Here is a 21,623-nt window from a genome sequence, read left to right as displayed (position 1 = left end):
TCCTTCAGCATGTGACGAGGGATTTACTGCGGCGTTAGCCGCCACTGCTGAGGCGTCGCCCCATTCGACGCCCAGAGCTGAATCTGAGTCCCAGCGGTATTCGCGCCGTTCGGATCATCCAAGTTGAGATTGGTCGCCGCATTCGTCAGCGTGTAGGCGCCGCTGCCGGACGCCGTCAGCTTCCATTCCTGCGCGCTTGCCCCGTTCGCCGGCCAGATCTGCTGGAGCGTGCCAGCCCCCAGGCCGTTGGGATCGTCGAGGTTCAAACCGCCCGCCTGATTGGTCAGCGTGTAGTTGCCGTCCGCCTGACGCGTCAGCTTCCAGTTCTGAGCCGTCGCGCCGTTCGCCGGGAACAGCTGGACCTTTGTTCCCGCCGCATTCGTTCCGTTGGGATCGTCCAGGTTCAAGCCCGCCGCCACGTTTGTCAGCGTGTAGTAAGCGCCCGACACGATCGCCGGCGTGTTGATCGGCGCGAACTGCCACTCCTGCTGGCAGCCGCCTCCGCCCCACGACCACAGAATCACATGCGTTCCCGCCGCACCCGAGCAGCCGTTGCCGTCCAGTACGTCATGCGTGCCGTCAGACTTGGCCTGGTTGGTGGCGATGTTGAAGAATCCATCGGGCTGCGGGTTGATCTGCCATTGCTGACAGGGAGCGAAGCTAAAATCCCAGAGCTCAACTTGGGTCCCGTCGTTGGGCGAGCATCCGGTGGCGTCGAGCGAGCGTCCAACGCTGCCGTCGGGGTTGATGGTGCGCACGGAGTATGCGCCGCCGCCTTTGTAGGAGACCGCCCATTGCTGGCAGGAGCCGCCGAGTGTGTTCCAAAGCTCAACCTGCGTCCCGTTGGTGTTGCCACAGCCCGTGCAATCTAATGCGTTGCCCGTCGTCTTCGCGAGGATCTCATAGACGCCGTTAGTCAATGAAGAAGCGGCGACAGTCGATGCTCCATTGTAAAGTTGGAATTCTGAAATACCGATCCAATCTCCCGAATTTTGCGCCGCCGTTCCCGTAACCCGGAAATAGCGCGCGGTAACCGGATTGTTGTCCACATAGAGCGACGTCGGCGCCGTGTTGCCGGTGCGATCGGCGTAGGTTGTCCAGTTCACGCCGTCCGTTGAAGAATCGATGCGATACTGATAGAACTCGCCGTCGCCAAACTCGAACTGCGTCTCCGCGCGCGAAATATTGACATTGGCGCCCAGGTCCACGGTGAGGGAGGACGGACGGATGTTGCCGTTGGCGGTCCACTCCGTGCCACAGTTGGCGTCAACCGCCAAACTGGCGGCGCGCCCCGCGCCGGAGCTGGAGGCGGTCACCGCCTTTCCGACAGCGACGTTCACGCCGGTTCCGCCGGACGCGACCGACGACTGGATGGCGCTGAACCAGGCGTCGCCCATGCGGGAGTAGCCGGCGGGGGTGGGATGGGTTCCATCGGCGAGGTCCGCGGTCGTGATCGTATGGTACTGATCCACCAGAAACACAGGCTTGCCGACGCTCTGCTTGCTCTGGACAATGCCCGGAAGCTGATTATTGAAATTGAGGATCTGATTGTTGAAGTTCGGATCGGATTCCGGCGTGAGCGTTGTGACGAACACTTTACCGCCCGCCGGAAGCTGGGTGCAGATCTGATCGATGATGCCGCTGAGGCGGCTGGGCGCGCCCGCCGGATCTTTGTTCATGTTGATGTCGTTCGTGCCGATTTGCAGAAGGACGATCTGCGGCGCGTACGCCGCCATCCAGCCGCTCACCTGCCCGGCGATATCGCTCGTGGTCCAGCCGGCATGCCCCTCATGGTGATGGGAGCCAAGCGCCGCTGGACCGTTGAATTGCGAACCGACAAATTCGGCGACCTCGCCGCTGTTGACGATATCGTTCCAAAGCTGAATGCGATAGCCGCCCGGCTCGGGCGTCCAGCCATCGGTAACCGAGTCGCCCAGCGGCATGATCCGCGTGGGCGCGGCGGCCGACGCCGCCGGGGGCTGGGCCATGCCGATTCCCAGACACGCCAAAGGTCCAACAATTGCCAGCCGAGACCACAATGTCGCGATGCTTGCCATGATTTCCGTCCTCTCTGACCGTGCAATTTGGCTTGATATACGCATGCCCGAATATTAGGATTCGGGCATGCGTATATCAAGCCGCCGCGCCGATATGAAAATATCGGCGCGGCGGTTGCGAGCATGATTACTGCGGCGTCAGTCTCCACTGCTGGGGCGTCGCCCCGTTTGACGGCCAGAGTTGAAGTTGAGTCCCAGCGGTATTCGCGCCGTTCGGATCGTCCAAGTTGAGATTGGTCGCCGCATTCGTCAGCGTGTAGGCGCCGCTGCCGGACGCCGTCAGCTTCCATTCCTGCGCGCTTGCCCCGTTCGCCGGCCAGATCTGCTGGAGCGTGCCAGCCCCCAGGCCGTTGGGATCGTCGAGGTTCAAACCGCCCGCCTGATTGGTCAGCGTGTAGTTGCCGTCCGCCTGACGCGTCAGCTTCCAGTTCTGAGCCGTCGCGCCGTTCGCCGGGAACAGCTGGACCTTTGTTCCCGCCGCATTCGTTCCGTTGGGATCGTCCAGGTTCAAGCCCGCCGCCACGTTTGTCAGCGTGTAGTAAGCGCCCGACACGATCGCCGGCGTGTTGATCGGCGCGAACTGCCACTCCTGCTGGCAGCCGCCTCCGCCCCACGACCACAGAATCACATGCGTTCCCGCCGCACCCGAGCAGCCGTTGCCGTCCAGTACGTCATGCGTGCCGTCAGACTTGGCCTGGTTGGTGGCGATGTTGAAGAATCCATCGGGCTGCGGGTTGATCTGCCATTGCTGACAGGGAGCGAAGCTAAAATCCCAGAGCTCAACTTGGGTCCCGTCGTTGGGCGAGCATCCGGTGGCGTCGAGCGAGCGTCCAACGCTGCCGTCGGGATTGATGGTGCGCACGGAGTATGCGCCGCCGCCTTTGTAGGAGACCGCCCATTGCTGGCAGGAGCCGCCCAGAGTGTTCCAAAGCTCAACCTGCGTCCCATTGGTGTTGCCACAGCCCGTGCAATCTAATGCATTGCCCGTCGTCTTCGCGAGAATCTCGTAGACGCCGTTGGAGACGGAGGCTGCGGCCCCGCCGCTCGACGGCTCCGGTAGGTTGACGCCCAAGCCGACCGGCGCTCCCATATTCGGCGTGTTGTCCCCGTTCCAAGACATCTGCTGGATGCGGATCGTGCGGTTGTCGCCGACCGGCGCCCCGTTGTACGCCGAGTACGCAAACCATGTCTGGGTTCCATCAGGCGAGTAGAAAGCGCTCGCGGCGCCGGCCCCAAAGGCGTCGCCGCCGTTGCCGGTAAAGCGCGGGCCGGAAAGCTTCGTCCACGACGCCGCGTTGGTGGGATCGCCGCCGTTATAGCGCAGCGCGCCAACCGCGTAGTTGTTCTGGTTGTAGACGCCGGACGAGTACAGTAAAAACGTCTGCCCATTGTGGTTGACCTGATTGGGCGCTTCGATCACCGCCGATTCCCAGGGCTGGTCCATATGCGCGATCGATGTCATCCCACTGCTGACAGTGTAAGGATTGGACATCGTCTGCACTTGCAAGTCTCCGAAGGTGGAGCTCACCAGATACAGCGCGCCGTTGACCTGCAAAATGGTCCCGTCGTAAGAGTTCGTCGTCAGCACATTCTTAAAATGGTATGTGCCGGCCGGATCGGAGGTGTCGCTCTCGATGACGACCATGCCGTTGGCGTTGAAGTCCGTGTAATAGATGTACCAATGGTTGTTCAGCCAGTAGATCTCCGGCGCTTCAAAGCCGCGCGGCGTGCCGAAGACACTGAGCTGGGGCGATGAAGAAAGTCCGGCGATCGTGGGCGACCGAACGATCGTGACATCGCCGCGATAGTTGGTGCCGAGCATCAGATACACGCCGTTTTGGTAGGTGACGAATGGGTCCGCCGAGCTATAAACGGGATTGGTAAACGCCCGCGCGGCCGGCGCGGTGACGGCCGTTACGCCGCCGAGCACGGAGACGCCAAGCATGGCGGCGGCGACCGAGCGGCCGAGGCGAAGAGTTCTGGGGACGCCCAGGATAGAAGCGAGGGACATGGTGAGTTTCTCCTGTGAAGTGCAGTGTGTGGGCTCGGACCTGAATGGTAAATATTGCGATTGAAACCTACATAGAAAGGCGCTTCGCCGTTAGGATGCCTGGCGAATGAATTCGCGGCTAAAAGTACGGTCACCCGCCTGCGCGGGTTCAGAAACGTGATCGTAAACGTTCTGAAGTCCCCGGAGGGGGACGACCATACTTATAGGCGCGAATTTATTCGCCGGCCTGACTACGAAATCCGCTTGCGTTCTTTTGCGTCATTAAATCCGCAATTGGCCGGTCTTAATTCGCCGGCTGTATGTACCACGTCTGCTGGCAACCGCCGCCGCCCCAGGTCCAAAGGAGCACATTGGCTCCGGACGCGCCGGAGCAGCCCGCGCCGTCGAGGACGTCGTGCGTTCCATCGGTCTTGGGATTGGCCGTACTGATTCGGTACGCGCCGCCGGGTGTTGGCGTAATGGTCCATTGCTGGCAGGGGCCGCCCCAGTAGTCGTAAAGTTCGGTTTGTGTTCCGTTGGCGGGCGAGCAGCCGATGCAGTCGAGTGAGCGTCCGTTGGCGTTGCGGATGGAGAAGCTGCCGTTGCCCAGGTTGTGGATGCTCCATTTTTGATTCGCGCCGCTGACGTAAGGGTGAAGCTGCGCGAGCGCCCCGTTGTTGAGATTGGCGACGTCGAGCGCGTTGCCGGTGGTGGTCGCCACGATCTTGTAGGAGCCGTCGGCGATGGAGGGCATGAGAAACCAGTTGTGGTCGGCCGTGCCGTTATCGTCCCAAAGCATCGTCTTGGCGCCCGCCGTGGTGGACGCGCCGGCGATTCCGAGCGTCAGGCCGCTGTTGCGGTTGACGATCTTCCAGGAGCCGTTGCCCGCCGGACGCAGGCTCCATTGCTGGGCGTACGAGACTGGCGAAGAGCTTGCGTCCCATTGGTCGACCACGGTTCCGTCGGTCGTTCCCCAGCCGTAATCGTCGAGGGCGAGGCCGTTGACGACGCTGGTGATCTCCCAGTAGCCGTCGCCGAGGTCGTGGAAGGTCCATGCCTGCGCGGTCGCGCCGTTGGGAGTCCATTGCTGGAGCTGTGTCCCGTGGACATTCGTGCCGCCGGGGACATCGAGCGCCATGCCGCTGTTCTGGTTGTAAACCATATAGGACTGGCCGGAGATGACCGGGAAGTTGCTCTTGAGTCGGGCGACTTGCTGCGCGGCCAAGTCGTAGTATTGGTAACCGTGGCCGCCGGCCATCGGCTCGATATCCGAGCTGTAACCTTCGAGCCATTGGTCCACTAAGTATGGAGCGCCCTGCGAGCCGAAATTGCCGGCGTTCCATTCATTCCAGGAATGCAGGAACGTGAAGGTCGGCTTTGTTTGCTGCGCCGCCGTCATATAGGTGTTGAAATACTGGCCGTCGTTGCGGCCGAACGCGCCGGGGCTGGGGTTGACGCCGTCGGTGGTCATGGTGCTGGATTGCGAGGAGACCGGCGCGCACATCTGCTCGGGCGCTCCGTTATACATAAACGCGGGCGGCGGCGTATTGGACCCCACTTTGAACTGCCAGCAGGAGCCATCGGTTTGAAGCCCCCAGGTGTGGCGGCAGGTGTAGTTGGCGAATGCGCCGCTGGTGGGAATGGCGGGCTGCCCGGCGTCCCCCTGCCCCAGGTTCATGTTCGGACGGGCGACGAGGACGAGCTTTTTCCCAAGATAGTTGAAGAACAGATTTGGGTCGTAGTTGGCGAAATAGGTGTTCTGGATCGTGTTGAGCGTGTCTTCATTGTAGGCAAAAAAGACGATTTTCGGCGTGGGCAATCCGGCCGCGATTCGCGCCTGCCAGCGGTTGCAAAGCGCCTTGGTCGCCGTCAAATACGTCGGGCCGTTGGGAAAGTCGCCGGCGCCGTTGGTGAAGTCCAGCACGACGAAGTCCACGCCCATTCGCGTCAAAAGGTCGGCGTGGTAGTCGAGCAGATCGTTGTTGGTCTGCGCGGGATCGCCATTGAAATAGAACCGATAGTTGTTTTTGATCGTGCCGTCGCCATGGGTCGCCGCCCAGAGCGGCTTGCCCCACCAGTTGCTTAACCCGCCGCCGGGGCTGTACGCCGGGCTTTGTCCCTGCATGATCCACGAATCCCCCGTAGGAGCGAGATTGCCCGGCTGGAAGAACGTATCCCCAAAACTCGAAAAGTAAAAGATGCAGGCGTAATTGTCGGCCTGGGCGGCGGGCGTCAGCGCGGCGAAGGCGGCTCCCGCCGCGACGGTGGCGGCGAGCCGCCGAAACGCCCTTGAGATGTCAGTCATGCTATGTCTCCTTCATCGGGACAGAATATCAATAATCGCAATAAAATCCATTTATATTGCGATGAGAGCAATCACATATTTGTTTTATCGATAGAAACCAAGTTTCTTATTATAAAACAAATATGTCCCACTGTCAACAATCAGTTTTACCGATTGGCTTTCTTGTGACGAATTTTCACCCCAGCCTCACATTTCTGTGTGGCTGGGGTGAAATTGTGAGGATTTATTGGACGAACTGGAATGTCCAGTGCTGGCAGGCGTTGCCGTTGTCGGTCCACTGGCCAACCGCGCCGCCGTTGGCAATACTGGCGCCCTGGATCTCCATGGGCAGATTGCTGACGGCGCTCTTGATTTGGTAAGTCCCGTCGCCCAGCGCGACGACATGCCACTGCTGGACCGCCGCGCCGTTGAACGACCATTCGTCGATCTGCGTGCCGGCCGTATTGCTCCAGCCGTAGTCGTCGAGCGCCAGGCCGCCGGCGTAGTTGACGGCCGTCCAGAGGTCGCCGCCGACATTGTTCAGCACCCACTCTTGAGCCGGCGAGTAGGTGTTCACGAATTGTTGAAGGTAGGTTCCCGCGACATTCGTTCCGTTGGGATTGTCCAGGAACAGGCCGCTGTGCGCATTGACAATATGGTAGCGATGGCCTGACGCGATCGGACTGCTGACGGGGACAATCGCCCAGTTGTGATCGTCGCCGCCGTTGTCGCCCCACTGCACGGCGTTCGCGCTGTCCGAAGTCGACGCTCCCGCGATGCCCAGCGCCAAGCCGCTGTTCTGATTGACGATATGGTAGCGCCCATTGCCCTGCGACACGAGGTCCCAGTTATGGTCCGCCGTGCCGTTATCGCTCCACTGAGTCACCTGGGCGCCCTGCGCGCCCGAGGCGCCGTTCACCGCAAGCAGCAGACCGCTGTTCTGGTTAACGATATGGTAGCCGCCGTTGGGCAGAAGATCGAAGCGCCAGTTATGATCCGGCGTACCGTTATCCGCATACTGCACGGCGTTGGCGCCGAGCGCGCCGGAAGCGCCCGCGACGCCCAGCACCTTGACGCTGTGGTTGTTGACGATCTTGTACCAGGTGTTCGGACTGAGGAACGCCGTCGGGATCGCGACGCGGTCCAGGTTGACGGTACGGCCGTCATTGTAGAAGTTCTGCACCTGCTGAAGGGAATTGTACGCTCCGGCCGCGCCGCCGGTGGAGTAATAGTTCGGGTCCAGATACGGACCGCCCCAAACATCCACATAGGCGTAATTCAGCTGGTGGATATAGTTCGTATCCGGGAGTGTCCCGCATTCGGAGAGTACAGTCGGCGCGCCGGGGGCGTCCGCGCGCACCGAGTTGTTGGACGATGTGTACGATCCATCGGTGGTGTTGGACGAATAGATATCCATGCCGCTGATATCGACGAAGTTCGCGCCGGGATAAAACCCAGACGTCGGCGACGATGTGACCCAGATCAGGTTGTGCAGTCCCTTGGTCCCGGTCAGATAAGAGTACTGCATCCGCCAGAGGGCCTGATAATTGCCGGCGTTGCCGCCCCACCAGAACCAGTTGCCGTCGGCCTCGTGGTACGGCCGCCACAGCACGGGGATATTGGCGTCGCGCAGCTGCCCCAGCCATCCGGCGACCAGATCCATATGGTGCTGCCAGTTCTGATGGATGGCGGAGCCGGGGTTGTACAGCAGATCGCTCCACTCGCCCCCGCTCAGCGGGGCGGGGTTCGAGCCGCCGACATAGAACGACGATCCTTCGGGCGCCCAGGAGCGCGGGCTGCCCTCATGGAACTGGAACTGGACCAAGCCGCCGCGCGCGGCGTAGTTCTTGGCGAGACGAATGATGGCCGCGCCATGGTCCGGGTAGGCGTCGCAGTTGAGGAAATCCTCGCCGATGATCGCCGGAAACTTCCCGGTCATCTGATTGACGCGCGTGATCTCGGACATCTTATCGTTCGGCGGATTGGGATCGAGATTATCCGGAAACCAGGGATTGGCGACTGTCTGCGATGAAAGCGTCAGTCCCTGATTGCGTATCGAGGCGATATAGTTCAGCTCGTTCTGCGCCGCCGTGGTGATATTTGGGTCTGCGGCGGCGAAGGCGCTCGGAATCGGCGTCAGCGCCAACCCGAAAGAGATCAAAGCGGCTGGAGCGGCCAGCTTCTTCCAATGTTTAGCAAAAGCGATCATGTTGTCTCCTTATCCACATCACTGTGTTCCGATTATAACAATTAAAACTAAAGCGGCGGACGACAGCGTTCATGGGCTCATCCAATTTACATTGCATTTGAATCAAAAGAACCATTTCAGGTTTAGACGGCCCTGGCGAAACGCTTTTGTGTGGTCCGGGGCCATTATATCACCGAACGTTTTGCATGTCAACAACAATTTGCACGGTGAATTTTCAATGCAAATTGCATAAATTTATTTGCACCAGTGCTCGCCTGCTTCTTTCCTTGCGTTCCTGGAAAATTCCAGGCGCTCTCAGGACAATTTCCCTGGAAGTGATTCGGTCCGGTTTGAAAAGCAATGCAAATAGTTCGTGCAAAAATTTAAAATAGTTTGCATAAAATGGTTGACAAATTTCATAGCCTGTGTTATCTTAGGACATGGCCACAATCCACGATGTTGCAAAGCTTGCAGGAGTCTCAACCGCGACCGTATCGCGGAGCTTCACCGAGACGTCCGCGCTGAGCTACGAAACACGGGGTCGCGTTTTGGAAATCGCCGAGCGGCTGAACTACCGCCCACGGGGCCTGGCTTCACGAACTACGCGCAGCCGCACCGTCGCCGCCCCGAACGCTTCGGTCAGCACGACGATCGGGTTTGAATATTTCGCGTACGTCCCCTCCGACACGCTGCCCTCGAACGGGTTCTACAGCGCGGTGCTGGACGGAGCTCAGGCCGAAGCGGCGCGGCTGGGCATGCACATGCTGCTGAGCACGACACACCGCCACAAGCCGTCGCAGGAGCTGCCGCCGATGGTGCGGGAGCAGGCGGTCGCGGGGATGCTGCTGGTCGGCGCGGCCGACGCGGATATTCTGGAAACATTCGTACAGTATGTGCCGCATATCGTGCTGCTCGACAACCGGGACATCCGCGGACGGCACGACAGCGTCTTCTCAGACGGCTTCGGCGGCGCCTATGAAGCGACCAAGCACCTTTTGGATCTGGGACATCGGCATATCGGCTTCCTGACATCCAGGGCCACCGAGCTGACATTCCGCGATCGGCTGAACGGATTTGTCTGCGCGCACTTCCACGCTGGCGTCGCGATCAACCACGATCATATCGTCGCGGTGGGCACGCCCGGAGACGGAGAGAATGAAACGCTGTCGGGCAAGGAGCTGCGTGAGCGCTCCATGCAGGAAGTCGTCGCCTTCCTGAAAAAGCCGGGCCGCCCCACGGCGTTTGTCTGCGCGAACGACGATCACGCCGCCCTGGTGCTGCGCGCCTGCCGCGCGCTCGATATCTCCATCCCCGGCGCCATGAGCGTGATCGGTTACGACGATGCGGACACCAGCGCGGAGCTCGAACCGCCCCTCTCCTCCGTGCGTGTGGACATGCGCGCCATGGGAGAAGCCGCCGTACGACGTCTGCATGCGCGCATCGCCGCCGCGCGGCAAGGCGAGGCCGCGCACCCGCCGGTGTTCGAGCAGCTGCCGACAAAGCTGGTCGTACGACAGACAACGGCGGCGCCGCCCGTGTGATTTTTGACGAAGTGAACAAGAAACATTGTTCACCGATCAATGATGTCGTATGCATTTGCATTAACCGCAATACAGTACTTGCAACGGTACAAAGACGTCGCAGTAAGAAAGGACTTTAACATCATACATATACAGCGTCCGTTAATGTCCGACCCTCGGGCGGAAGTTCCCTCCATGACAGCATCGAAAGGATTTATTATGCGAAACTCTCACAAGTCTTATGGCTTTACTCTCATTGAATTGCTCGTAGTCATCGCCATCATCGCTATTCTCGCCGCCATCCTCTTCCCGGTCTTCGCCCAGGCCCGTGAAAAGGCCCGCGCCATTGCCTGCCTGTCCAACACAAAGCAGCTCGGACTGGGAATGGCGCAGTACACCCAGGACAATGACGAAACGATGCCCAATGGCCGCACCTTCGCCGCGAGCGGCTGGGCCGGGCAGATCTACCCCTATGTCAAGAGCGTCGGCGTTTTCAAGTGCGCCGATGACGAAGGAGGAGTCGGCTCGCCCACCCCGATCTCTTACGGCATCAACTGCAACGTCCTGAAACATGGAGACGCCGGGAACTCGTTCCACCCGCAGACGATCGCGACGTTCACCAGCCCCGCAAAAACCGTTCTGCTGTGGGAAGCGGCCAAGCTTGCGTACACGGACCTGAACAACCATAGCGGCAACTTCCTGGATGATGTCAACGGCAACTCGCCCGGCGGCGACGGCGTTGGCTTCCCCGGCGCCGACCCCATCGGCAAGGCGGCGATCGGCGGCGGCTGCGCCAATATGGGAGACTGCCCCGAATACGCCACGGGTTATATGATCAATAGCGGCAAATCGGGCTATGGCCCCGCCAGCACTCCGAATGTGTTCATCAGCGCGACCGGACGCCATCAAGACGGCTCGAACTTCATCATGGCGGACTTCCATGCGAAGTGGCTGAAAGGCTCCAGCGTCTCCGCCGGCGGCACCAACTATGCGAGCGGTCCGGACGATGGCGGCCAGGACACCTGCGCCCTCAACTTCCTGACCAGCTGGGTCTGCGCCGCTAACACCAGCACCAGCAATCCGCGCGTCGCCGCCACCTTCAGCGTCAACTAAGCATCGACTCGCTCGGCAAGAAACTCATATTTTCGACGGCTTGGGCATCGTGAACTCGTTCGCGCTGTCTGGGCCGTTGAAAATTTGTGTCAGGTAAACCGTATATGACCAGTTCCGTCATCACTCCATCCGCCGTCGTACGGCGCGCGCCCGTCAACCCCAACGCGACTCCTGAAGTCCGGGCGCTTCTTGACCATCTTTATGAGATTTCCGGCTCCCGAACCATGACGGGGCAGCACAACACGCCGCGCGAGATTTCGCAGTACAGCGATGAAGCTCAGACCATCACGGGCCAGTATCCGGCGGTCTGGGGCCAGGATTTTGGGTTTTCCGAAGACGGCGATATGGACGGCGTCAACTTTCGTCCGGCCATCGTGGCGGAAGCCATCCGGCAGCACGCCGCCGGCTCCATCGTGACGCTGATGTGGCACGCGGTGCGTCCGACGGAAGATGAGCCCGTCACGTTCGAAGGCAGCATCTGCAAGGGAAAGCTCGACGACGACGACTGGGCGGATCTGATCACGCCGGGCACGGCGATCCACGCACGCTGGACACAGCAGGTGGATGTCATCGCGGGATTTCTCACGCAGCTGAAAGAAGCCGGCGTCCCAGTGATCTGGCGGCCATACCATGAACTGAACGGCGCGTGGTTCTGGTGGGGCGCGCGGGGCGGCGCGGACGGCTACGCGGCTCTTTATCGGCAGATGTATGACCGTTTTGTCCACGTCCACCACCTGGATAATCTCCTGTGGGTCTGGAACGCCAGCACGCCCAATGAGAAGATCCTGCCCTACGCCGACTGCTATCCCGGACATGAATATGTGGACGCGCTCGCCGTCGATATCTACGCAAACGAATTTTATCAACCCGCTTATGTGGGGCTGGCGGAGCTGGCCGAGGGACGCCCCATCGCGCTCGGCGAAGTCGGCAACGCGCCGACTCCCGAAATCTTAGAAGCGCAGCCTCTCTGGACCTGGTTTATGATCTGGACCAACTTCCTGACGAAGGAAAACAGCCCGGAGGACCTGCGGGCGCTCTTTCACTCGGCCCGCGCGCTCAACCGCCCGGCTGAGAGTCAATAATGCAAAGCGCATTCTCCGAAACGACGCCGGACATCTCCGCCGGCGGCGCGGGGAGCGACGCAGCCTGGGCCGCGTCGCTCCTGCGCTCACTGCTCGACTTCTGGCTCGGCGCCGCCTCCGCCAAAACGGGGATCTTTTATCCCGACCTCGACCGGCAATGGCGCAGACGAGAATCCTCGGGGGCGACGCTGGTCAGCCAGTGCCGCTTGATCTATAACTTCAGCCGGGGATTTGAAGTCTTTGGAGAGATGCGTTACGCCGCCGCCGCCGAGCGCGGCGCGGAAGCCCTCGCCCGGTACTTCGCACGCCCGGACGGCGGCTACTGCTGGGCCATTTCCCACGAAGGCCGCGTGATTGAGGAGACTCTGGACAGCTACGGGCACGCCTTTGCGATCCTCGCGCTGAGCGCCGCCGCCAAAGCCCTCGATCGTCCCTCATTGGCCGCGCAGGCGATCGCCGCATGGCGGTTCACCGACGGCGCGTTCGTGGATCGCCTGGGCGGCGTCCTCTGGCGTGTGGGAACCCCGAATCCTCCAGACGAGATGCGATCACAAAATCCGATCATGCATCTCTTCGAGGCGCTGATGGCGCTCTGCGCGGTAGATCCGTCCGGAGACGCGCGTCAAGGCGCCGCATGCCTCCTCAGTTTTATGCGCTCCCTGCCCGGCTTTGAGCGCGGCCGCTTGATCGAATGTTACGATACGAACTGGGCGCCTTTGCCAATCCAGCAGGGTGGTGTTTTGAATATTGGACACCAGTTCGAATGGGCTCTGCTGCTCTCGGATTGGTATGCGCTGACCGGCGAGCCTTGGGCCGCCGTGACCGGCCGCGCATTCCTGGAGACGGCGCTGAGTCGCGGCGTCGATACCGACGGCGGCGTGTGGGAAGCCTGCGACCCGGACGGGCGACTGACGGCGCCCCAGAAAGAACTCTGGCCCCAGTGCGAGGCGATCCGGGCCATGCAGCGCTATGTTCATCCCCATCACCTCCCAAACGCCGCGCGCCCCCTGCGCCGAACGCTCGACTTCTACCAGCACAGCTTTGTCGATCCCATCTATGGCGGCCTCTTCGCATCGCTCAGCTGCGATGGAACGGGACGCGTCCACGATAAAGGCAACTGCTGGAAACTCGACTATCACTCCGTAAATATGTGCCTGGAGATCATTGCTTTGCCGAACAAACACGAAAAAGCAACATAGTTTCTGTTTTGCCGTTTTTTGCTTGACAGCCATAGCAATTTGCGATATACTGCAATTGGTTTTATCAATTTAGATATGAGTAAACCAAAAGAATTTCATTGACCTATCAGCGTCTCTACTGCATTGCTCGATCCGCCGGATAACCACCAATCAAAGGAAACATTCATGCAACAGTCTTCATCTTCTCATCGTGGCTTTACACTCATTGAGCTGCTCGTTGTTATCGCTATCATTGCCATTCTTGCCGCGATCCTCTTTCCGGTATTTGCGAAAGCACGCGAGAAAGCGCGTCAAATTAGCTGCTCTTCCAATCTCAAACAACTGAGCTTGGGCTTACTGCAATATGTGCAAGACAACGACGAAACGTTTCCAGCGTCTGGATGGCTAGGCATTGGCATGGGCTGGGCGGGAAAAATGTATCCTTATATCAAGAGTACCGGCGTTTTCCACTGTCCAGATGATCCCACCGGAGTTACAACAGACGCAAGCGGCAACACCCTCTACCCCGTATCTTATGGGCTGAACTTGAACTACGCTTATAACTCTGGAGGCGGAGCCAGTGGATCGGGAACAACGCTGGCGTCGTTTGGAGCTCCCGCTTCCACGGTCGCTTTGTTTGAAACTCAAGGCGCTCAAGCTCCGATTACGGATATCAATCTCGATTCCGGTCTGACGGGCGGAGCTGCTGGAACATTCCATTTTTCACCTTCCGGAAACGGCGGCGACAATTCCGCTGGATGGATCGACCAATCGATCAACGCGAAATATGTTTGCGGAAAAACGGCGACAATCGGTCTTGGACAGCCGCCTCGCACGAATTATGGAGCGTTCCTATTAGCGCCCGTCCATACCGACGGCGCAAACTTTGCGTTCTCTGATGGTCATGTCAAATACACGCGAGCGCAGCAAATCTCTTCTGGTTATAATGACGGAAATCAAGCAGCCCTTGGCGACCCGAACAATGCGCCAAACGACAAGCAAGGCGCATTTGACGCCGCCGGCACCGGCTATATGGGACAGGCTCCGGAGAATTTTATCGGCACCTTCAGCGTAAAATAAACCAAGTTAACGATGCGGCGAAGAATTCGGAAGAGATATTTTCCGAATTCTTCGCCTTTTTCATTTACGAATTTTATGAAAATACAAACGGCTATCAGAACAGCGCTACTCAGTTCTTTACTATTATCTCTATTCCATCAAGCGCGCGCTGACGCTCCGGCCCATTTCACCCTCTCCGGTATGTTCACGGACGGTATGGTGCTGCAGCGCGACTCTCCAGTACACGTTTGGGGATGGAGCGATAATAAGGGATTGAAGATCCACGTCGATTTTCTGGGACAGAAGAAGATTGGGACAGTGGGCGACGATGGCAAGTGGAGCGTTGCGTTAGACCCGATGCTGGTCAGCACAAAGCCCGACACGCTGAGAGTTTATGCGGACGGCGAGGGCGCGGAAGAACGGGATGTGGCCGGCGTGCTTGTGGGCGATGTGTGGCTGGTCGATGGACAGTCCAACGCCGATCTGACCAGCGCGACAGTGTTCGACAGCACTCATCTGTATGATAAGGATCAAGCGGAGATTAACTCCGATGATAATATTCGACTGTTCGCGACCAGCCGCTGGGATGCTTTCAATAACCCGCCGTTGATGTACGCGGAACAGGCAAACCCGATCAAGGCGACATATCGCTGGAAGAAGTGCGATCGGGACTCCGTGCGTGAGTTTTCCGCCATTGGCTATTTCTTCGCCAAAGAGATCGCGGCAAAAACGAAAAACGCTATTCCCATCGGCATGGTCATGGTCGCTTCCGGCGGATCGCCGCTCTATGAGCTGATGCCGCCCGCACTCGGTCAGGAACTCGGCTATACTGTCCCGGCGACGACCGTCATTCCTGTGGGCGGCATGTTTAATGCACTGCTGGCGCCGGTCCAGAAGATGTCCATCAAAGGGATGATCTACTACCAGGGCGAAAGCGACGACGGCCGTGACGGCGTCTACGCCGAGCATCTCAGCCGATTCGTCGAGGATTTGCGCCGGCGCTTTAACACGGCCTTTCCATTCTATTACGTTCAATTGTCCAGTCACGCCGATCCGGCGATCACGCCCGGCAAAGGATGGGCGACGATCCAGAAGATCCGCGTCGCACAGCTTCAGGCGCTGGACCTCATTCCAAATTCGGCGATGGTGGTCTCCATCGATCAGGGATGGCGCGATCCCGATCCGGACAATTTGAGGACGGCGATTGACTGGGCGCACCCGATCCGTAAGAAACCCATCGGGCAGCGCCTCGCCGCCCTGGCGCTCGCGCGAGATTACAAAATCGGCGGCATGAACAGCGCCTCCAGCCCGCTGCCGGAGAAGGCGGCCTGGGACGCAAATGGCGTCATCATTCGCTTTAAGTACACTGGCGCCGGCCTCGCGCCCGAAGCTGGCGGCGATGCCCGAGCGCTCAAAGGCTTCACCCTCATTGACGCCGACGGCAAAGAAACGCCGGCGGCGGCGCGCATCACGGACAAAAGCCACGTCCGCGTCGAAGGCGTCGCCCGCCCCATCGAAGTCCGCTATGCGTACACGCCGTTCGAGCCTGTCGAGGCGGCGAATCTTGGGACAAAGAGCGGATTGCCCGCGCCGACATTTGTGCTGAAAAAGTGATGAAGCCGATATCGCGCGTCGCCTTGCGCACGTCCGTTGACAAAGCCCTCCCTCACGCTGCGGGAGGGCTTTTTAGGAGATTTACTCCTTCGTCAAATACGGCCAGTTGTCCGTGCGGAACGGGAACGCGGGCAGACCGGCGGCGCCGATGAGGTTGCTCTGGGAATAGCCGGCCCAGGAGTAGCGCACGGCCACCGGCGATTTGACATCTGGCGACGACACGACGATTGTGTCCCCATCGATCCGCGCGGTCGCGGGCAGCCATTTGCGATCCGCGCCGGCGATGATGAAGCCGGTGAGAGGATCGCCGTTTTTCGTGGTCATCTTGCCGCCGGTATGAGTGAACGTCAGACGAACCGTGTCGCCTTCCGTTTTCATCGACTGGTATACAGGTCCTGAGTCTTCGATCTTCTCATGATAGACCTGATGGCGGGCGACCAGCGCGAGACGACGACCCACTTCCTGCTTGTTCTTCGGATGGATGTCGGTCGGCTCGCCGATATCGATCGCGGTCACGATCCCCGCGTTCTTTACGGTCCGGGCGGTGTTCCACTGGGCGTCACGCAGCTCCGGCCAGGACGGATCGTCCGCCTGCCCCGAGTTTTGGAAGCCGGCGAGCTGGACGATCAAAAACGGAAAGTCGCCCTGCCCCCACTTCGCGCGCCAGTCGCCGATCAGCGCCGGCAGCAGCGACCGGTACTGCCCGGGTTTGTTCGCGTTGTTTTCGCCTTGATACCAGAGGACGCCTTTGACGCCGTAGGTCGCGATCGGGCTGATCATGCCATTGTAAAGCATCGTCGGGAAGTTCGCGTTCGCTTCGATCGCCAGCGGCGGCGGCGCGCTGGCCATGTAGATGGAAGCGCTGATTTTATAGCGCCAGTCGCCGGCCAGCGGGATATCCGTTCCGCCATCGACCGACAGCGAAAGCGAGCTCGGATCGCCGTAAACGCCGCCGCCCCCGCCCGTATCCAGCACGCGGATCGCGATCGTATTGCGGCCGGCCTTCAGCACGCCGTGCGGGATTTTATAGGCGCGCTGTACGGTGAAGAGATCCGTCGCGCCCACATTGACGCCGTTGATCCACGCCGTATCGTCATCGTCCACCGCGAAGTGGAGCGTGATGTCTTTTCCAACGGCGTCCTCGGGAACGTCGAACTCCCGGCGAAACCACACGACGCCATCGAAGTTCGCCAGCTCGGGAACGCCTTTGGTTTCCCAGTATCCCGGCAGCGCCATCACAGGCCACGCAGAGACATCCAGGCTCGAGTCCGCCCACCCCAGTCCCTCCTTCGATCCCGGATCATTTTGCTGATACCAGGCGTTGTCCTTCGCCACCTGACGCTCCGCCCAGCCGGGCGCGCCGATCGCCCGCTCGGCGTCCAATTGCGCCAGCTGCGGCTTGAAGTCGGGTACATGAGCCTTGAGCGCCTCATAACTCGTCCACGATTCCGCGTTCGTGCCGCCAAAGGCCGATTGGATCAACCCGATGGGCGTGTGCAGATCATTGTAAAGCTCGCGGCCAAAGAAGTACCCCACCGCGCTGAATCCGTTCCAGGTCCCATTCTGCGTATTCACCGCCGCCGGCGTGCAGACTGCCCAGGACGTGTTCGTCCGCGCCTGCGGATCGATTTGTAGATTGTGCGGCACGACCATCAGGCGAATGTTGGGATAGTTCGCCGCCGCGATCTCCTGAAGCGAGTCCCGCGTATATCCCATGCCGAACTCCATGTTCGACTGCCCCGAGCAGACCCAGACATCCCCCACCAGGACATTGGAGCATTTCGCGCTCTCCTGGTTCGATCCAGAAACGTCCAGCGTATACGGACCGCCCACGGGCAGCGGCGGAAGCTTCGCCACCCACTTGCCCTTCGCGTCCGCCATGGCGACGGCCTGCTTGCCGGCGATACGAACCGTGACTTTGGCGCCGGGCGTCGTCCACCCCCAAACCGGATCGCTCTGTCCCCGCTGGAGCACCATATTATCGCTAAACAGGGACGCCAAAAATGGCGCCCTGAGAGTATCGATATCGGCGTGAGTTGTGGAAGCGGCGGCGCAAAGAAGGACAAACGCGGAGGCCGCCCTGGCGGCGCGATGACGATGATGGAAATTCATATTGGCCTTTACTTCATTGTGGGTTCAGTGGAAATCCGGACCGAGGACGAGCAGTGCACACAATCGCAAAAATCACGTTGACAACGCACAAGAAACATAGTTTCTTGAATTTAGACAATCAACATCCCATTATACTACGACGCCCAATGTACGGCAATGCCTGCAATTGATGACTCTTATAGGCGAACGACATCAATTCCAGATATGAGTTTCCGGGCGTTCTACCGACTAGCGATGGCTGGCGGCACGTTCAAGATAGGGGCCTTTAACGATCTAGTGCTGAATGCCGATAATCAATGACGCCTACAGATCAGCGCCGACCGTGATCAACCCATTGATCGCGGTCGCAGTTCCGCTTCCGTTATCCCGCAGGCACGACGTCGCTCTGTTCCCAGGAAAGTGTTTGGCCTTCGGACCAGGCGGCGTTGAAGGCTGACGCTCCCAATTCCTCTGTGAGCCACCGAAGCTGCTCCTCATGGCCGGGTCTTTCCGCCGGCGGCAGCGGGAAGTGATGGCGCTTACGCACCGCCATGGCGGCGCTCAGCAGTCGTGCGCAAAGGGCGATCGTGCCCCGCTCTTCGGCAATCCGGCTCAGTCCCGCCAGGCAGAGCGCGGCGGTCCATCGCTGCCCCAGCGAATCGAATATGTGTTGGGATTCTCGCAGATGCATCTCCGCGGTATCGTATTCGCCCTGCGCGAGCGCCACCTGTCCCAATGCGCCCAGTGTGCCGGCGACGCCGAGAGTATCGCCGGCGGCGCGTCGTAAATCCAGGGCGCGGCCGAATTGAGCCTGCGCTTCCGCGTAGTTTTCAAGCCGTATCGCGAGGTTGCCAAGCGTGTGATGTGTCGCCGCTTCTTCCCAGTCGTATCGGCGCGGATCGGGCTTATCGACGCGCGCTTCGAATCGCTTCGATAGGCTTTCTTGCAGCAGACGTTCGGCGGCGGGGTAGTCGTAGCGCCAGTAGCGCACCGTGCCCAGGCCAAGCAGCGCGGCGGACTCTCCCAGAATCGATCGCTGCGCCCGCGCGATCTCCAGCGCCTCCTGATGAAACGCGTCGGCTTCCGCGTATTTGGCGAGCAGCGACGCCAGAAGCCCGCCGGCGTTCAGGGCGCCGATCCGAGCTTCGCTCGCCCCGGCGGAAGCCGCCCCGGACAGCAGCGCGGCGCAGCGATCGTATCCTTCCTGGAGGTAGCCGCGTGCTCGCCAAAACGGCGCGAGAGCTGAGACGAGGCGCAGGCCCAATTCGCGGGAAGATGGGTCCACAACCGTCCATTCCAGCGCGGCGCGCAGGTTATCGTGCTCTGTCTCCAGGGCGTCCAGCCAATACGCTTGCCGCGATCGGTATAGATCCGGCGCAGCCTCCGCCGCCAGATCCGCAAAAAAGGACAGATGACGCGTTCGGAGCGTTTCCGTTTCTCCGCGCTGATCCCGCTGTTTTTGGCTAAAGACGCGGACGCTTTCCAGAAGTCCGTAACGGATATCGCCGTCGCCGGTTTCCGAGGCCGTGACGAGCGAAGCTTCCTGAAGATCCGCCAGCAGCTCCAGCGCTCCGGGCTCCGCGCAAACCGTTTCGGCAGCCCGGAGATCCCACCCGCCTCGGAAGATGGACAAGCCGGCCAGAAGCCGCTGCTGCGCGGGCGTCAGAAGCCGCCAGCTCCATTCCAGCGACGCCTCCAGACTGCGCTGACGGTCCGGCAGGTCCGACAGCCGCGTTTCCGGCGTCCCCAATCCCTGCGACAGGCGCTCCCACATTTTACGCGGCGGCAGCAGGCGCACCCAGGACGCCGCAAGCTCCAGGGCGAGCGGGCTGCCTTCCAGCGCGCGGCACAGAGCGGCGACAGAAGCGGCGTTCGCCGCGCTCAAGCCAAATTCGGGACGCAGAGCCTGCGCGCGATCCACATAGAGCCGCACGCTGGGAACCTCCAGCAGCGACGCCAGATCTCCAGACGAGCCGCCTTCCTCCGATCCATCCGTCTCCCACTGCGCGTCCGGCACTTCCAGCGGCTCCACGGAGATTGTCCGCTCGCCCTGCACTCCTAAGGGGCGACGCGACGTGCAGAGGATCGTCAATTCGGGGGAGCGGGCCAGCAGTTCCGCGACAATACGAACGACCGACGCTTCACCGCCGCCGGCAAGAAGCTGCTCCATGTTGTCGAGGACTAACAGGTCGCGCGATCCCTCAGGACGCTCTCGGTTCACGAAGAACGCGGCGATCCGTTCCTGCGAATCGCCCCCGGGCGGAAGGCGCAGGCTGTGCGCGATACGCGCGGCGATCTGTTCCGGCTCGTTCAGATCGGCCAAGGGGACAAAGCCGCGCCAGAGCCCGAAGCGCTCGCCGGCGCGCCGGGCAAACTCCGCGGCCAGACGTGTCTTTCCCGTCCCGCCCGGTCCAAGCAGCGTGGTGAGACGCAGAGGCGCCCCAGATCCCTTGGGCGGCAGCAGGAGAGAGGCGAGACGAAGCATCTCCCGCTCGCGGCCAAAAAAGCGGCTCAGCCAGAATGGGATCGGCGCAAGGGGCGGCGTGGGCAGGGGGTCTGCTGGCAAGACCGATTGGGAAGAAAGCGCCGGTGGAGGCGGTGTGAGCGGCGCGCGGGATACCGGCGCCGCCGGACCGATCTCGCCCAGGAATTCCTCCATGGCACGTCGGGCGTCCCGAGCGGAGCCTTCGCCAAACTCCCGCTCGAAAAACTGCTCGAAGCTTCGCGCGGCCTCCAACGCCGCGCCGCGCTGGCTCGAACGAACCAGACGGCGGACCAGAGCGACATGCGCTTCTTCCGTATAGGGGTCGGCGCTCACCCGGCGCCGAGCCGCCTCGCCCGCCTCCGCAAAACGCTCCAGCGTCTCATAGGCTTCTCCCAGGCGGTCCAGCGCCGACACCAGCCGCGCGTGCAGCCTCTCCGATTCACGCACGGCCCAATCCTGGAAGTTGCCCTCCTGAAAATCACCCGCATACAAGTTGACGGCGCGGTTCAGAAGTGAGATAACCTTGTCCGGGCTTGCGGCGGTCTCGCCCTCGGCGCAGAACCGCTCGAACTCGACCACATCGGTCGTCACGGCCGCAGGGTCCAGTCCGACCTGCGCGTGCGTGGTTACCAGCACGCTGCCCGGACGGATCCCGGGCGGTTCAAGACGACGGCGCAAACCACTGAGCGTTGTGCTGAGGTTGCCGCGCCCGGCGGCAAGATCCATCTCCGGCCAGAAGAGATCGATGACTTGCTCGCGCGCATGCGGGCCGGGGCGCAGCGCGAAATAGGCAAGAAGCGCGGCGGCCTTTTGCGTGCGAAAACGGGTCACAGTCTGGTGCGCCTGAATGACGCACAGCGGCCCCAGCAGGTTGATCCGGCATCGCGGGTCCAAAAGCGCTTCTCCCCGAAAGGCAACACAAGATTTCACACCGATTGTGAGCGTATTTTACCTGGATTTCG

12 protein-coding genes are annotated in these 21,623 nt (G+C 60.7%); 6 read left to right on the top strand and 6 right to left on the bottom strand.

Features of this window, described 5'->3' with window-relative positions; genetic code table 11:
- Positions 1-23 precede the first annotated feature (23 nt).
- From D5261_RS16555 to D5261_RS16540, 4 genes are all read right to left on the bottom strand, one after another.
- Positions 24-2,057, bottom strand: a complete 2,034-nt coding sequence (locus D5261_RS16555) for an RICIN domain-containing protein (protein ID WP_301002018.1) — start codon at positions 2,055-2,057, stop codon at positions 24-26.
- A 127-nt stretch (positions 2,058-2,184) separates the two neighbouring features.
- Entirely contained in the window at positions 2,185-4,068 is a 1,884-nt protein-coding gene (locus tag D5261_RS16550; protein WP_301002017.1) for an RICIN domain-containing protein, read from the bottom strand.
- 283 nt (positions 4,069-4,351) lie between these two features.
- Positions 4,352-6,352: an RICIN domain-containing protein gene (locus D5261_RS16545; protein ID WP_119324249.1), complete on the bottom strand. Its 2,001-nt coding sequence runs from the start codon at positions 6,350-6,352 to the stop codon at positions 4,352-4,354.
- 223 nt (positions 6,353-6,575) lie between these two features.
- Positions 6,576-8,540 (bottom strand): RICIN domain-containing protein, encoded by a 1,965-nt coding sequence (locus D5261_RS16540; RefSeq protein ID WP_119324250.1) that lies wholly within the window; start codon positions 8,538-8,540, stop codon positions 6,576-6,578.
- A gap of 419 nt (positions 8,541-8,959) precedes the next feature.
- On the opposite strand from D5261_RS16540, the gene D5261_RS16535 reads away from it, so the two are divergent.
- The 6 genes from D5261_RS16535 to D5261_RS16510 all read left to right on the top strand — a co-directional run bounded on the left by D5261_RS16535 (position 8,960) and on the right by D5261_RS16510 (position 16,085).
- Positions 8,960-10,060, top strand: a complete 1,101-nt coding sequence (locus D5261_RS16535; protein WP_119324251.1) for a LacI family DNA-binding transcriptional regulator — start codon at positions 8,960-8,962, stop codon at positions 10,058-10,060.
- A 198-nt stretch (positions 10,061-10,258) separates the two neighbouring features.
- Positions 10,259-11,152, top strand: coding sequence for a DUF1559 family PulG-like putative transporter (locus D5261_RS16530; RefSeq protein ID WP_218025741.1), 894 nt, complete (start codon positions 10,259-10,261; stop codon positions 11,150-11,152).
- Positions 11,153-11,256: 104 nt separating this feature from the next.
- On the top strand, positions 11,257-12,234 hold the full coding sequence (locus tag D5261_RS16525; protein WP_119324252.1) for a glycosyl hydrolase: 978 nt from the start codon (positions 11,257-11,259) through the stop codon (positions 12,232-12,234).
- Positions 12,234-13,433: an AGE family epimerase/isomerase gene (locus tag D5261_RS16520; RefSeq protein WP_119324253.1), complete on the top strand. Its 1,200-nt coding sequence runs from the start codon at positions 12,234-12,236 to the stop codon at positions 13,431-13,433. Before D5261_RS16525 ends, D5261_RS16520 begins: the two co-directional genes overlap by 1 nt.
- A gap of 165 nt (positions 13,434-13,598) precedes the next feature.
- Positions 13,599-14,492 (top strand): DUF1559 family PulG-like putative transporter, encoded by an 894-nt coding sequence (locus tag D5261_RS16515; RefSeq protein WP_119324254.1) that lies wholly within the window; start codon positions 13,599-13,601, stop codon positions 14,490-14,492.
- 252 nt (positions 14,493-14,744) lie between these two features.
- A complete protein-coding gene (locus D5261_RS16510) occupies positions 14,745-16,085 on the top strand; it encodes a sialate O-acetylesterase (RefSeq protein WP_165864569.1) in 1,341 nt (446 codons plus the stop codon).
- 81 nt (positions 16,086-16,166) lie between these two features.
- On the opposite strand, the gene D5261_RS16505 is transcribed toward D5261_RS16510, so the two are convergent.
- Together D5261_RS16505 and D5261_RS16500 are read right to left on the bottom strand one after the other, a co-directional pair.
- Entirely contained in the window at positions 16,167-18,197 is a 2,031-nt protein-coding gene (locus D5261_RS16505; protein ID WP_119324256.1) for a sialate O-acetylesterase, read from the bottom strand.
- Between the two features lie 361 nt (positions 18,198-18,558).
- A complete protein-coding gene (locus D5261_RS16500) occupies positions 18,559-21,555 on the bottom strand; it encodes an AfsR/SARP family transcriptional regulator (protein ID WP_119324257.1) in 2,997 nt (998 codons plus the stop codon).
- Positions 21,556-21,623: the final 68 nt, after the last annotated feature.

Origin of the sequence: Capsulimonas corticalis (assembly GCF_003574315.2) — a bacterium.
GTDB lineage: Bacteria > Armatimonadota > Armatimonadia > Armatimonadales > Capsulimonadaceae > Capsulimonas > Capsulimonas corticalis.
The sequence above is the reverse complement of the archived record's forward strand: the minus strand, read 5'-3'. Positions and strand labels throughout refer to the sequence as shown.